This is a genomic window from Phycisphaeraceae bacterium (assembly GCA_019636675.1).
Taxonomy (GTDB): domain Bacteria; phylum Planctomycetota; class Phycisphaerae; order Phycisphaerales; family UBA1924; genus JAHBXC01.
Genome location: JAHBXC010000001.1, coordinates 1,022,907 through 1,035,270 on the forward strand (window position 1 = coordinate 1,022,907; position 12,364 = coordinate 1,035,270).

The window sequence follows — 12,364 nt, forward strand, 5'->3', positions numbered from 1 at the left end:
CGATGGACGACCGCGTGACAGACATCAAGGACCGGCTCGCCAAGCCCAGCGGCGGGATGAACATGGATCTGGTGATCGTCGTGATCTTCACGGTCGATTTCCTGGTTGTGTTCGCGCTGTTGGCGGCGCTATCACCGGGCCAGGCGGCATGGGTCGTGCCGATCGTCCTCGGCGCTCCGATGGCGATTTTCTGGTTGCTCACCTGGCTGCTGTGGAAGCCGCTCGAGCGCCGCTACCCGGCGGCGCCGCAGTCGCGGGAGGCGGTGGTGAAACTCGGGCAGTCGGTGCTCTTCGGGAAGTTCTTCCGCTTCAACAACGCGCTCGCGCTGGCGGCGGACGAGGACCACCTGCACCTGATCCCCTTCATGCCGATGCGCTGGACGGGCGCGAAGGTCGTCAGCATCCCGTGGGAGCGGGTGACGGATGTCCAGCCCGCGCCCGGGCGCTACAGCATGCGACTGACGAAGGCGAAGGTCGACGGGCGCACGCTGGGCGCCCCGGAGTGGGCGATGAAGTTCGCGCGGGTGGAGGATTCCGTTCCAGACCCCGTGATCGACGAGACGGCGTAGCCCGTCATCCCTCGGGCCGCAGCGGCCACACGACCACGATCGCCGCGAGCCCGACGATCACATAGATCACCGTCAGGGGCACGCCCATGCGCGCGTAGTCGCCGAAGCGGTAGCCGCCGGGCGCGAGCACGAGCGTGTTGGACTGGTGCCCGATGGGCGTGAGGAACGCCGACGACGCGCCGAGGACGACCGCCATCAGGAAGGCGTCGACCGACGCGTTCATCCCTTCGGCGAGACGCACCGCGACGGGCGCCATGAGCACGGCGACGGCGGCGTTGTTGACCACATCCGACAGCAGCAGCGTCACGATCATCAGGATCGCCAGCGCCACGATCGGCGCGCGACCCTCGCCCAGCCACAGCATCAGATCGGCGATGCGCTGCGTGCCCCCGGTCGATTCGAGCGCGTCGCCCAGCGGGATCATCGCGCCCAGCAGCACGATCACGGGCCAGTCGACGGCGTCGTAGCCCTCGCGCAGGGTGACGACTTTCGTCAGCAGCATGAGCACGGCGGCGAGCACGAACGCGATCTGCACCGGCAGCAGACCGACCACGGTCGCGGCGACGGCGCAGACGAAGATGCCGGTCCCCAGCAGCAGGCGTCGCGGCTTGGCGAGATCGATGGCGCGCTCGGCCAGCGGCAGGCAGCCAAGCATCGAGAGCGTCTCGCTCGTGTTGTCGGCCGGGATGTGCAGCATCAGCACATCGCCCGTCTGGAGTCGCGCGTCGCGCAGGCGCCCTCGCACCCGAGAGCCCTGGCGCGAGACGCCCAGCAGGTTCACGCCGTAACGCCAGCGCAGATTGAGCTGCGCCGGCGTGCGCCCGGCGAGGACGGAACCGGGCCCCACGATCGCCTCGACCACGGTCAGGTCCTTCGCGGCGTCCGTCTCGTCCTCCTTGGCGTTGTCCTCGCCGGCGAGTTCGAAGTTGCCGGCGTCGCGCAGGGCCTTGATTGCTTCGTGGTCCGCGGCGACGAGGATGGTGTCGCCCTTGTGGATGGTTTCGAACCCGCTGGGCGCTGAGAGCCGGCGCTCGCCGCGGAGGATGGCGAGGATGACGAAGTCTGCGTCGACGGCGGTGGCGAGTTCCTGGATGGTGGCGTCGTGGAACTTGGAGTCTTCGGTGACGGTGAGTTCCGCGGTGTATTCGGCGATGTCGAAGCCGATCGTGTCGCCGTTGGCGGGTTTGCGATCGGGGAGGAGACGCCAGCCGAGGAGCGCGATGAACGCGATGCCGACGATCGTGACGCCTGCGCCGACCGGTGCGAAGTCGAAGAAGCCGAAGGGCTCACCCGTCGCCTGCCTGCGCATGGACGAGACGATGATGTTGGGGGGCGAGCCGATCAGCGTCATCAGCCCCCCCAGCAGCGAGCAGAACGCGAGAGGCATGAGCAGATACGCCGGCGATCGCTTGGCGCTGCGCGCCATGCGCAGGGCGACGGGCATGAGCAGCGCGAGGGCGCCGACATTGTTCATGAACGCGGAACAGATCGCGGCGGTCGTCCCGAGCGCGCCGACCTGCACCGTCGGGCGGTTCCCGACGCGTTTGAGCGCCTTGGCGATGATGTCCACGACGCCGGCGTTCTGCAGCCCCTTGCTGACGGCGAGGATCGCGGCGACGGTGATCACCGCCGGGTGCCCGAATCCCAGGAACGCGACGGCGGGGTCGACGAGCCCGAGGATCGTGACTGCCAGCAGCGCCATCATCGCGACGAGGTCGTAGCGGACGCGACCCCAGACGAACATCGCGAGCGTGACGCCCAGAACCGAGAAGATCAGGATCTCGTCGCGCATGGTGGCTCCGGTGCGTCCGGGCCGACAGCGCCCGAGCGTCCAGCGTAGCGGGCCGCGCGCGTGAAAGCCGGTTCAGGTCAGAATCGCTCGAGGCCCTTGACCTTCAGCGAGTCGGGCGAGAACGACCCGCCCAGCGCGATGCCGCCGGGGAGGGTGGTGTAGAGCTCGATCGCGATCTGCGAGAACGGGCCTCCGTCGGGGCCGGGCTTGTCTTTGGTTGCCGGGGTGACCGACGCGATGCAGAGGACGGGGACATCGTCGGGGACATCGGCCATAGGCTCCATGGCTTCTGGCGCCATGTTGGCGAAGCCCTCCATCACGCCCCGGTGCATGTCGGAGTAGTACCAGCGTTTGGCGGCCTCTTTGTTCTCGAACCACGCGAAGATGACGTTCTTCCCGGTGGTGGTTCGCGCGACCTCGACGCCCAGCACGCCCTGGGTCTCGCGCAGGCCAGAGGCGAGATCCGGGAAGCCGGGGGCGCCGTTGTTCGCCTGGGCCGGGGCGCCGGGCTGCTGGGCGACGACGCTGGAGACCAGAGACGCCGACGCCGCGCCGATCGCAAGGGCCGCGGCCAGACCGAGCATGCTGCACTTCATGGGTTTTCCCTTTCCTCGTTCCGCCTGGTGCGCACCGACAGAGGTGCGGCACAGGGTACCACACCGTTCGGGGAGGGAACGGGACGATTTCATCGCGTGGGGCCGGTGCTCGCTCGGACGCGCGCCGTCAGGAGACGATCGAGCCGGGGGCGATGTCCTTCATCGGGGTCAGGACGACCACGTTGCGCTCGGTCTGGGGCGCCGAGGGGTCCTTGGGGGCGTCGCTGGCGGCCAGGAGCATGCCGCGGGATTCCTCGCCGCGGATCGTGCGTGGCTCGAGGTTGGCGACGATGACGATGTGCTTCCCGATGAGGTCTTCGGGGGTGTAATAGCCCTTGATTCCGGCGCAGATCTGCCGGGGAGTGCCGCTGCCGTCGTCGAGCTGGAGCTTGAGGAGGCGGTCGGCGTTGGGGTGGGGTTCGGCGTGGACGACCCTGGCGACGCGCAGATCGACCTTGGCGAAGTCCTCGAAGGCGATCATCGGCTTGGGCTCAGCCATGGCGGGGGTCCTTTCGTGACGCGTCTGTGTGTGCTGGAACAGTGGCGGCAAGTGTAGCCGGGCGCCCCATCGCTCCGATGACAAGGGGCCCCGTTGTGCGCCCCGGCGCGAACCGACCGGCGGCGCACGCCGTCAAACGAGAGCCCGAACGAACCCCCGAGGAGAGACCCGTGACGACGAGGATCGCGACCCGTCGGCTGAGCCATCTCGCCGTGACGCTGCTGATCGCGGCGGTGCTGACCCCCCTCGCGTCGGCGCAGACGCTGCAGACGCGGATCGATCGCGTCCTGAGGGCGGCGGGTCTCGACCAGGCGCGCGTGGGCGTCGCGGTGCTCGACGGCGACACGGGGCGGATGATCGTCTCGATCAACCCGGACGAGGCGCTGATCCCGGCGTCGAACATGAAGGTGCTCATCAGCGGCGCCGCCGCGACGATCCTGGGCGAGGACTTCGCGTTCCGGACCGAGTTGATCCTCGATGGAGAGCGCCTGATCGTGCGCGGCGCCGGCGACCCGGCGCTGGCCGACCCCGAGCTGCTGAAAGAGATGCGCTTGTCGGCCGACGAGTTTCTGCAGGTCTGGGTGGGCGCGATCACCAAGACCGGGCGCACTGTGCGAGAGATCGTGATCGACGACCGCGTCTTCGACCGCGAGCTGTTCCACGCGTCGTGGCCTCCCGACCAGCTCAACCGCTGGTACTGCGCGCAGGTCAGCGGGCTCAACTTCCACGCGAATGTCCTGTCGGTCTACGCCCAGCCGACGGCGGACGGCGCCGCGCCCTTTCTGACCTTCGAGCCCTCGGCGCCCTTCGTCGAGATGAACAACCGCGCCCAGACACGCACCGAGGGGCAGAACACGATCTGGGTGGCCCGGCCAACGCTCGCTAACCAGTTCTCGGTGCACGGCAACGTGCGCCACCCGCTGGCGCAGCCGGTCGAGGTCGCGCTGCACGACCCGGCGCGATTCGTGGGCGACATGCTCGCCGACCGGCTCTCGCGCGCCGGGCAGCCCAAGCCGACGGTGCGCCTGGCAGAGGAGCACGAGCGGTTCGAGGGCGGGGAGGTCATCGCCGTCGTGCGCTCTCCGCTCGAAGTCGCGCTGCGCCGTTGCAATGTGTCCTCGCACAACCTCTACGCCGAGGCGCTGCTGAAGCGCCTCGCGCACGAGGTCACCGGCATGCCCGGCTCGTGGGCCGGCGGCGCGGCGGTGGTCCGCATGAGTCTGCAGCGCCGCCTGGGCCCGGCGCACGCGGCGAGCGTGCAGATCGCCGACGGCTCGGGCATGAGCCGCGACAACCGAGTGAGCGCCGGCGTGCTGGCGCGCTGGCTCGCGACCTTCGACCCGGCCAACCCGCGCGAGCGCCTGTTCCTGGAGTCCCTGCCTCGCGCCGGGATGGACGGCACGCTGCGCAACCGCTTTCAGGGCAAGGACCCGACGCACGAGATCCGCGCGAAGACCGGGTACATCCGCAACGTCTCGACGCTCTCGGGCTATGTCACCGATTCCGGCAGCGGCAGGCGCCTGATCTTCTCGATCATGGTCAACGACTTCCCCGCCAAGGTCTCGCTCGCGGCGATCCGGCAGGCGCAGGACGACATCGTGATGCACATCGATCGCGCGCTGACCGACCGCGTGATGGGCGACCGCGCGCTGGGCGGCGACTGAGCGACCCGGCTCAGCCCGCGAGCTCGCCGCTGAGCGACAGCGCGCTGCTCGAGGTGATCTTGACGCGCACGATCCGGCCGATCATGTCGGCCGCGGAACGCCCGGGCGGGCAGTCGAAGTGGACGATCGCGTCGGCGTCGGTCCTTGCCGCGAGCTGGACGGGCTCGGCGCTCGCCGGCTCGTCGACCGTCGCGGTCGCGCGGGGGTCCTTGCCCCCGATGGTGAGCGAGACGCCCGACGCGTCGGCGGCGCGCTTCGCGCGCCTGGCCTGCTTCTGGCTGACGCCCTCGACCATGACCTCGAAGGTCGACCCGACCAGCTCGCGCATCACGCGCTCGCTGACGCTCGCCTGGAGGGCGAGCATCTCGTTGTTGCGCCGGCGCTTCACCTCGTCGGGCACGTCGTCGGGCATCTTGTCGTACGCGACGGTGCCGGGGCGGGGCGAGTACTTGAAGATGAACGCGCTCTTGTAGTTGGCGCGTTCGATGAGTCGCATCGAGGCCTGATGGTCTTCCTCGGTCTCGGTGCAGAAGCCGACGATCATGTCGCCGCTGACCATGAGGGGGCGCCCGATCTCGGGCTGGTGCAGGATCGAGCGCGCGCGATGGAGGAACTCGTCGTACTCGGCGATGGTGTACCCGCGGTTCATCGTCTTGAGCATGCGATCGCTGCCGCTCTGCGCCGGGACGTGCAGATAGCGACAGAGGCGCGGGTGGTCGCGGATGACCTCGAGCGCGTCGTCCCCGAAGTCGCGCGGGTAGCTGGTCACGAAGCGCAGGCGCTGGATGGCCGGGACCTCGTCGTGGATACGCGCGAGCAGGTCGGCGAAGGTCGTCACGCGCTCGCCGGCGAACGCGTCGCGGTTGTGCGCGCCCTTGTAGGTGCGTCCCTTCTGCGGCTGCACGACGCCCCCGACGCTGACGGCGGCGCCGTGCTCGAATCGGTAGTGGTTGACGGTCTGCCCGAGGAGCGTGACCTCGAGGACGCCGGCGTCGGCGAGGCGCTTGCACTCGTCGACGATGTGGTCTGGCGGGCGGTGGATCTCGGCGCCGCGGGTGTGGGGCACGACGCAGTAGGTGCAGAACTTGTTGCACCCTCGCGTGATGCGCACGTAGGCGCTGCCGGCGTGGTCGGTGGGCGAGACGGCGCGAGACAGGTCGAGAAGTTCGAGCGTGTCCTCGGCGGCGGCGAGGGTGCTCGAGCGGCGCGACGCGGCGCCCTGGAGCGCCACCTGCTTGGCGCTGCGCGCCCAGTGATGGGGGTGCGACTCGTCGGCAAGGAGGGACTCGCGCGTGCGCACCGCGTTGTCGAGCAGCGACGGGAGCTTGTCGAGCTCGGCCGGGCCGCAGAGCACATCGACCTGCGGCATGCGCCGGAGGAGGTCGACGCCGTCGCGCTCCGCCATGCAGCCCAGCACGCCCACGACGACGTGGGGCTCGTGGATCTTGCGCTGCTTGACCTCGCCCAGGCGGCTCCAGACCTTCTGCTCGGCGTGCTCACGGACGGAGCATGTGTTGTAGAGGACGACGTCGGCGTGCTCGGGGGAGTCGACGAAGCGGTAGCCCAGCGATCGGAGCGCGCCGGCGACGAGCTGGGAGTCCAGCTCGTTCATCTGGCAGCCGAAGGTCTCGAGATAGACGGAGCGTGCGAGGGTCATGGGGCGTGGAGTGTAGGGGGAGGGCGGGAAATGAAGACGGGCCGCCCGCGTTGGCGAGCGGCCCGTGAATTGTCAGACGGTTGTCAGACAGTGTGATAGGCGGGCTTAGTTGCCGAAGCCCCAGGAGGTCTTGCCGTCCCAGGTGGGGGCGTTGCCCTGCCAGTCGCCGGGGAACTGGCCGGAGCTCTGGATGGTGCCGAGGTTGCCCTGGCCGACGCTCTGGGCCCACTGACGCAGGTAGACGTTGGAGCGGCCGGAGGGGGTGAGGGCGCCCTCGTTGACTTCCCACTGCTCGTCGAAGAAGACGTTGTCCGGGACCTGCTCCTCAGTGCCGCTGGAGCCGCCGAGGTAGGAGATGCGGACGTTCTGGGGGGTCGGGGAGTTGGAGAACTCGACGTGGTTGTCGTTGTAGCCGAGGTTGCCGGCCCACTCGCGCTTGCCGCCGTGGATCAGCAGGGTCGGGGACTGGAAGCCCATGAGAGCGAGGGGGTTGGCGCCGGCGCTGCCGCCGCTGGCCGGGGTGCCGATGAGCTGCCAGGTCTGGCTGAGGCGCTGGCCGGAGCCGCCGCCGCTGGTGGTGGACTCGATGTAGACGGGGCCGCGGTTGCCGATGACGATCTCGCTGGCGCTGAAGCTGGAGCGCCAGTAGTTGAGGCGCTGGCCGCTCATGACCGGGGTGTGGGCGTAGGAGAAGTTGGAGCCGGCGCCGGCGGTGGTGATGTCGTCCTTACGGGTGCCCTGGCCGATCTGGCCGGAGTTGGGGAGCTGCCACATGCCGTCCTGCTGGTCGCGGGTGCCGACGAAAGCGGGGTCCCACAGCGCGAGGGCGGGGTTGGCGGCGATGCCGGGCTGGCCGGTCTGGAAGTTGCTGTCGGGACGGATGGCGCCGTCGACCTCAGCGGGGGTGACAGCCATCTGGGGGACGACCTGACCCTCGAAGATGAGGATCGACATGATCGCCCCGGAGCGGTTCTTGATCTGCTGGGAGAGGTTGACGTTGGTCGAGGGCTGACCGGCGGTGCCGCCGATGTTCTCGGTGTTGTTGAGGCGGTCGAGGGTCGAGGGGATGGGGTAGTTCTCGTTGTTGTCCTGGGCGAAGTTGATGAGGCCGCGCTGCATTTCGCGGACCTGCGTGCCGCAGGTGAGCTGCTGGGCCTGCTTGCGAGCGCGACCGAGCGCCGGGAGCAGGATGCCGATGAGCAGCGCGATGATCGAAACGACCACCAGCAGCTCGATCAGCGTGAAGCCCGCCGCCCTCTTGGTCTTCTGGGCAAACGTGTTCATGTGCGAATCTCCTGAGTGACTGGGGCGAGTTCGATGCACGATGCACCGCTCGCCGACGACTGAAAAAAACCCAATAACGGGGAACAACCAAGGCCGATCCGATTCGATGGACGCAGTCCATGCGCACGATTCGGATTCACACGCTCCGACGAAGCCCTCCCGGCGCTGGGACGCGATCGCGTCGACGCCGTGCTCGTTCGGGATCGCTCGCACTTTGATTCAGATCGCGAGCTTCGGGATGTCGTGGTGCGTGTCGGCCCTGGAATCAGTCAACGGCGAAAGCCGTCGTCAATCAGGGCATGGTGTGTGGTAATCTGGGCCTGCCCGCACCGTTCGGGATGTCGTAGCGATACGCTACAGCAAACGGTACGCAGGTCAACCCCGCTGGTTTCGGGAATTTCGACCCGCGTCTCGCCAATCCCGGTCACCCACCCCCCACTGCCGACGCACGGAACGCCTCATGACGCAACTGCCCCAGCCGCCCCTTGCCGTCCTGCCTTCCAAGCGCTTGGCGGATCTGGGGATATCGCTCGCCTCCCCGGCCCGCCCGGTGGCGGCGTACGTCCCGGCCCGGCGCGTGGGCGACCTGCTCTACATCTCCGGACAGATCCCTCTGCTGGACGGGAAGCTGCTCGCCCAGGGCGCCGTCCCCGGGCAGGTCAGCGTCGACGAGGCCCTGTCCTGCGCCCGGCGCTGCGCGATCAACGGGCTCGCCGCCGCCCACGCGTTCCTGATGAACGAGGGCGGCGTCGACGCGATCGCCAGCGTGGTGCGCGTGGGGTGCTGGGTCGCGTGCGAGCCGGGCTTCCCCGACCAGCCCCGGATCGCCAACGCCGCCAGCGAACTGCTCATCGAAGTCTTCGGCGATGCGGGGCGTCACGTGCGCGCGGCGGTGGGGTCGATCGCCCTGCCGCTCAACTCGCCGGTCGAGATCGAGTTCCTCTTCGAGATCCGTCGCCCCCCACAGTGAGAAGGACCACGCCATGAGCGAGACCCCTGCGCCGAGCTTCGGAACCGCCGGCTGGATGGACCTGACGGTCCCCAACGCCGACGAGGTGCGCGCGTTCTACGAGCGCGTGCTGGGCTGGAAGAGCCACCCGCTCGACATGGGCGGCTACAGCGACTTTGTCATGATGCCGCCTCTTGGGGGAGAGAAGCCCGTCGGGGGCGTCTGCCACGCGCGAGGGGCCAACGCCGACCTGCCCCCGGTGTGGATGGTGTACTTCCTGGTCGAGGACATCGACGCGAGTCTGCGCGAGGTCGAGGCGCTGGGAGGCAAAGCGCTCACGCCGGTGAAGTCGATGGGCCCGTCGCGCTACTGCGTCATCCGCGACCCGGGCGGGGCGGCGTGCGCGCTGTATCAGCCGTGAGGGGAAGGGAGCAGGGAAAAGGGAGTGGGGAGCCGGGAAAGACCGCTCACGCCTTGCCGAACGGGTCGATCAGCCGGTGCTCGGGGTGCCAGCGCGGGATCAGGTCGCCCAGTGCGTCGTACTTCGGGTTGTCGGGCTCGAGGCGACCGTCGTGGCTGCGGATGTGCCACGCGTAGTTCAGTTTTTCCTGAATGAACCCCATCATCGCGGCGATGTGCTCCGCGTCGCGGTCGAGTTCGAGCACGCCCGCTTCGACATCGTCGATGAGCATCCCGGCCTGCACGACCATCCAGCCGAGCATGAACAGGAAGTCGTCCTTCTTTTGTTCCTGTGGCGACTTCACCCGCCGAACGCCTTCTTGTAGTCGGCGAGGAACTTCTCGAGGCCGGAATCGGTGAGCGGGTGGCTCATCAACTGCTTGATGACCGAGAAGGGGATCGTGGCGACATCGGCGCCCGCCAGCGCGCACTCGACGACGTGCTTGGGGCTGCGGATCGAGGCGGCGAGGATCTTGGTGTCGAAGCCGAAGTTGTCGTAGATCGCGCGGATGCGCGCGATGAGGTCCATGCCGTCCTCGGAGATGTCATCGAGGCGCCCGATGAAGGGCGACACGAGGAACGCGCCGGCCTTGGCGACGAGCATCGCCTGCATCGGCTGGAAGCACAGCGTCATGTTCGTCGGGATGCCCTCGTCGGTCAGGTGCTTGCAGGCCTTCAGCCCGTCGACGGTGCTGGGGAGCTTCACGACGATGTTCTCGGCGATCTTCGCGCGCTCGAGGCCTTCCTTGACCATCGCCTTGAACTCGGTGGCGATGACCTCGGCGGAGACCGGGCCCTCGACGAGCTCGCAGATCTCGGCGAGGCGCTTGCCGTAGTCGATCTTCTCCTTCGCGATGAGCGAGGGGTTGGTCGTCACGCCGTCGAGGACGCCCATGGAGTGGGCCTCTTTGATCTCATCGAGGTTGGCGGTGTCGATGTAGAGTTCCATCGGTGGCGGGCTCCGGCTCGGTCGGCGTGCGGGGGGCTGGGCGCGAACGATCGCGCCGGCGTGATCCTACCTCGCTCGCGGCGCGGATTCACCGCGCCCGGCGTCCGACTCCTTCGAGAGTATGGCTGTCCCCCCCTGCTCCCCGCTCCCTGTTCCCCGCTGCCTTCCGCTGTCAGGAAGTGACCAGCAGCACGATGTTGAGCGCGATGCTCGCGAGGGCGACGAGCAGGATGACCTGCACGACCGGGTGCGAGAAGGGCGAGGGCGCGCGGGTCTTGTCGCGCTGGATCTCCGACTCGGCCATCTGCACCTGCTGGAGCACCGCCGAGAGCGTCTCGGGCGCGCCCGAGAGCACCTTGTGCGCGTGGACCGGCTTGTCGCCCTTGCGGACCGCCTTCAGGTCGGTCAGCAGGTCGCTGACGTTCTGGTAGCGGTCCTCGGGGCGCTTGGCCATCATCATCTCGATGACCTCGCTGACGTCCGGGGTCAGTCGCGGGTTGATGTGGTCGGGCGAGGTCAGCGGCGACCTGAGGTGCGCGCGCATCACGTCGCTTGGGTCCTTGCCCTCGAAGGGCACGCGACCGGTGAGCATGTGGTAAAGCGTCGCGCCGAGCGAGTAGATGTCGGCGCGCTGGTCGACGTGCACCTCGCCTCGCACCTGCTCGGGCGAGATGTAGTAGGGCGTGCCGAAGGCCTTGCCGGCTTCCGCCTCGGCGGCTTCACGATCAGAGATCGCGCGGGCCAGGCCCATGTCGGCGAGTTTGACCACGCCTTCCTTCGAGATCATCACGTTCTTGGGCTTCACATCGCGGTGGATGAGGCCCTTCGCGTGGGCGTGCTCGAGCGCCTCGGCGACCTGGATGATGATGTCGAGCGCGTCGGCCTCGGTGAAGCGTTTGCGCTGCACGATCTGGTCGTAAACCGTCGCGCCTTCCACGTACTCCATGACGAAGTAGTGGAATTCGCCGGCCTTGCCGACGTCGTACGCCTGCACGATGTTGGGGTGGTTCAGCTGCGCCGCCGCTCGCCCCTCGGCGTAGAAGCGGTCGATGAAGTCGGGGTTGCTCGAGAACTTGCGCGGCAGCACCTTGATCGCGACGAGACGGTCGAGCGAGAGCTGGCGCGCCTTGAACACCGTCGCCATCGCGCCGGCGCCCAGCTTGCCCAGGATCGAGTACCCGGGGATCGCCTGCCCGCTGCGCTCGGCGTCGACCTGCGCGCGCAGGCGGTCGAGCTGGCGCGCCGTGATGATCTGCTTCGCGACGAGGATCGTGCCCAGCGAGGTCTTCGCGGGCTCGGGCTCGCCGGCGGCGACCTTGGCCTGGATCGCCGCGAGGTGCTCGCGCTGGGCGGCCTTCACCTCGTCGGAGGTCGCGAAGTTCTGCTCGACCACGAGACGCGCGAGGATGCTGTCGGAGCCGCCGGCGCCCGCGGAGCCCGAACCGGATCGGCTCGCCTCGGCGCTCGCGCCGGGCGCGCGCGACATGCCCGCGCCGCTCGGCGCGCTCGTCGACGAGGGCGCCTTCGGCTCTCCCGCCATGCGCAGGGGCTTGTCGTCGGGTTGTGTCGGTCGCTCGGCCATCTGGCTCGTGCTTGGTTCGTTCGATCGCGCCGGGGGGGAGTGCAGTCGCGCCGGAGCGTCGGCTCGCGACGCCGAGTGCGCATCGGCTCCGTTCGCGAGGCGGGGCAGACTATTGGACCCCCCATGGGGTGTCAACGCCTCGGGTTGTGCGCCGGCGCGTCCGTTCAGCGTCCCGTTGACCCGAGCGTCGCCGTTCGCACGAACGGGCGAGTCGTCTGCGGCACGGACCGGTGTCTGGGGCTTCATCGGCTCTCTGCTCATCCGGCTTGCGAGTCGCGCGAGTCCACTCGGCGATGCTCGCAAAACCACGGGGCGAACCGGGCTCCGCCCGGCGAAGGGACGCACACCGATACGCCCCCGCCGC

12 protein-coding genes are annotated in these 12,364 nt (G+C 68.7%); 4 read left to right on the plus strand and 8 right to left on the minus strand.

What is annotated here, in order from left to right; genetic code table 11:
- The first annotated feature begins 2 nt into the window (after positions 1–2).
- Positions 3–569 carry a hypothetical protein gene (locus KF684_04410; protein MBX3352153.1) on the plus strand — a complete coding sequence of 189 codons (567 nt, stop codon included), beginning with the start codon at positions 3–5 and terminating at the stop codon, positions 567–569.
- A 4-nt stretch (positions 570–573) separates the two neighbouring features.
- Here the strand turns inward: KF684_04410 and KF684_04415 are convergent, their stop codons facing one another.
- From KF684_04415 to metG, 3 genes are all read right to left on the minus strand, one after another.
- Positions 574–2,361 carry an anion permease gene (locus KF684_04415; GenBank protein ID MBX3352154.1) on the minus strand — a complete coding sequence of 596 codons (1,788 nt, stop codon included), beginning with the start codon at positions 2,359–2,361 and terminating at the stop codon, positions 574–576.
- A 77-nt stretch (positions 2,362–2,438) separates the two neighbouring features.
- On the minus strand, positions 2,439–2,957 hold the full coding sequence (locus tag KF684_04420; GenBank protein ID MBX3352155.1) for a hypothetical protein: 519 nt from the start codon (positions 2,955–2,957) through the stop codon (positions 2,439–2,441).
- Between the two features lie 127 nt (positions 2,958–3,084).
- Complete coding sequence (gene metG / locus KF684_04425; GenBank protein MBX3352156.1) at positions 3,085–3,456, minus strand: methionine--tRNA ligase subunit beta; 372 nt, start codon at positions 3,454–3,456, stop codon at positions 3,085–3,087.
- A gap of 170 nt (positions 3,457–3,626) precedes the next feature.
- Between metG and dacB the strand changes: the two genes are divergently transcribed.
- Positions 3,627–5,120 (plus strand): D-alanyl-D-alanine carboxypeptidase/D-alanyl-D-alanine-endopeptidase, encoded by a 1,494-nt coding sequence (dacB, locus tag KF684_04430; GenBank protein MBX3352157.1) that lies wholly within the window; start codon positions 3,627–3,629, stop codon positions 5,118–5,120.
- A gap of 10 nt (positions 5,121–5,130) precedes the next feature.
- Here dacB and KF684_04435 read toward each other — a convergent pair whose 3' ends face one another.
- Together KF684_04435 and KF684_04440 are read right to left on the minus strand one after the other, a co-directional pair.
- Complete coding sequence (locus KF684_04435) at positions 5,131–6,777, minus strand: MiaB/RimO family radical SAM methylthiotransferase (protein ID MBX3352158.1); 1,647 nt, start codon at positions 6,775–6,777, stop codon at positions 5,131–5,133.
- Positions 6,778–6,882: 105 nt separating this feature from the next.
- Positions 6,883–8,061 (minus strand): prepilin-type N-terminal cleavage/methylation domain-containing protein, encoded by a 1,179-nt coding sequence (locus KF684_04440; GenBank protein MBX3352159.1) that lies wholly within the window; start codon positions 8,059–8,061, stop codon positions 6,883–6,885.
- A gap of 460 nt (positions 8,062–8,521) precedes the next feature.
- Between KF684_04440 and KF684_04445 the strand changes: the two genes are divergently transcribed.
- Both KF684_04445 and KF684_04450 read left to right on the plus strand, forming a co-directional pair.
- A complete protein-coding gene (locus KF684_04445) occupies positions 8,522–9,031 on the plus strand; it encodes a RidA family protein (protein ID MBX3352160.1) in 510 nt (169 codons plus the stop codon).
- Positions 9,032–9,044: 13 nt separating this feature from the next.
- Positions 9,045–9,431 (plus strand): VOC family protein, encoded by a 387-nt coding sequence (locus KF684_04450; GenBank protein ID MBX3352161.1) that lies wholly within the window; start codon positions 9,045–9,047, stop codon positions 9,429–9,431.
- 46 nt (positions 9,432–9,477) lie between these two features.
- Here the strand turns inward: KF684_04450 and KF684_04455 are convergent, their stop codons facing one another.
- From KF684_04455 to KF684_04465, 3 genes are all read right to left on the minus strand, one after another.
- Positions 9,478–9,774, minus strand: a complete 297-nt coding sequence (locus tag KF684_04455; GenBank protein MBX3352162.1) for a hypothetical protein — start codon at positions 9,772–9,774, stop codon at positions 9,478–9,480.
- Positions 9,771–10,418: a fructose-6-phosphate aldolase gene (gene fsa / locus KF684_04460; GenBank protein ID MBX3352163.1), complete on the minus strand. Its 648-nt coding sequence runs from the start codon at positions 10,416–10,418 to the stop codon at positions 9,771–9,773. The genes KF684_04455 and fsa overlap by 4 nt, the downstream gene beginning before the upstream one ends.
- Before the next feature lie 172 nt (positions 10,419–10,590).
- The gene (locus KF684_04465; GenBank protein ID MBX3352164.1) at positions 10,591–12,000 is read right to left on the minus strand and encodes a serine/threonine protein kinase; all 1,410 of its coding nucleotides are present in this window, start codon (positions 11,998–12,000) and stop codon (positions 10,591–10,593) included.
- Between the last annotated feature and the right edge of the window lie 364 nt (positions 12,001–12,364).

What these genes read in the sequence shown, in the direction of transcription:
- fsa (MBX3352163.1), bottom strand. Translation starts at nt 10,418, where the DNA reads ATGGAACTCTACATCGACACCGCCAACCTCGATGAGATCAAAGAGGCC.
- KF684_04435 (MBX3352158.1), bottom strand. Translation starts at nt 6,777, where the DNA reads ATGACCCTCGCACGCTCCGTCTATCTCGAGACCTTCGGCTGCCAGATG.
- KF684_04420 (MBX3352155.1), bottom strand. Translation starts at nt 2,957, where the DNA reads ATGAAGTGCAGCATGCTCGGTCTGGCCGCGGCCCTTGCGATCGGCGCG.
- KF684_04440 (MBX3352159.1), bottom strand. Translation starts at nt 8,061, where the DNA reads ATGAACACGTTTGCCCAGAAGACCAAGAGGGCGGCGGGCTTCACGCTG.
- KF684_04415 (MBX3352154.1), bottom strand. Translation starts at nt 2,361, where the DNA reads ATGCGCGACGAGATCCTGATCTTCTCGGTTCTGGGCGTCACGCTCGCG.
- KF684_04450 (MBX3352161.1), top strand. Translation starts at nt 9,045, where the DNA reads ATGAGCGAGACCCCTGCGCCGAGCTTCGGAACCGCCGGCTGGATGGAC.
- KF684_04410 (MBX3352153.1), top strand. Translation starts at nt 3, where the DNA reads ATGGACGACCGCGTGACAGACATCAAGGACCGGCTCGCCAAGCCCAGC.
- KF684_04445 (MBX3352160.1), top strand. Translation starts at nt 8,522, where the DNA reads ATGACGCAACTGCCCCAGCCGCCCCTTGCCGTCCTGCCTTCCAAGCGC.
- KF684_04465 (MBX3352164.1), bottom strand. Translation starts at nt 12,000, where the DNA reads ATGGCCGAGCGACCGACACAACCCGACGACAAGCCCCTGCGCATGGCG.
- metG (MBX3352156.1), bottom strand. Translation starts at nt 3,456, where the DNA reads ATGGCTGAGCCCAAGCCGATGATCGCCTTCGAGGACTTCGCCAAGGTC.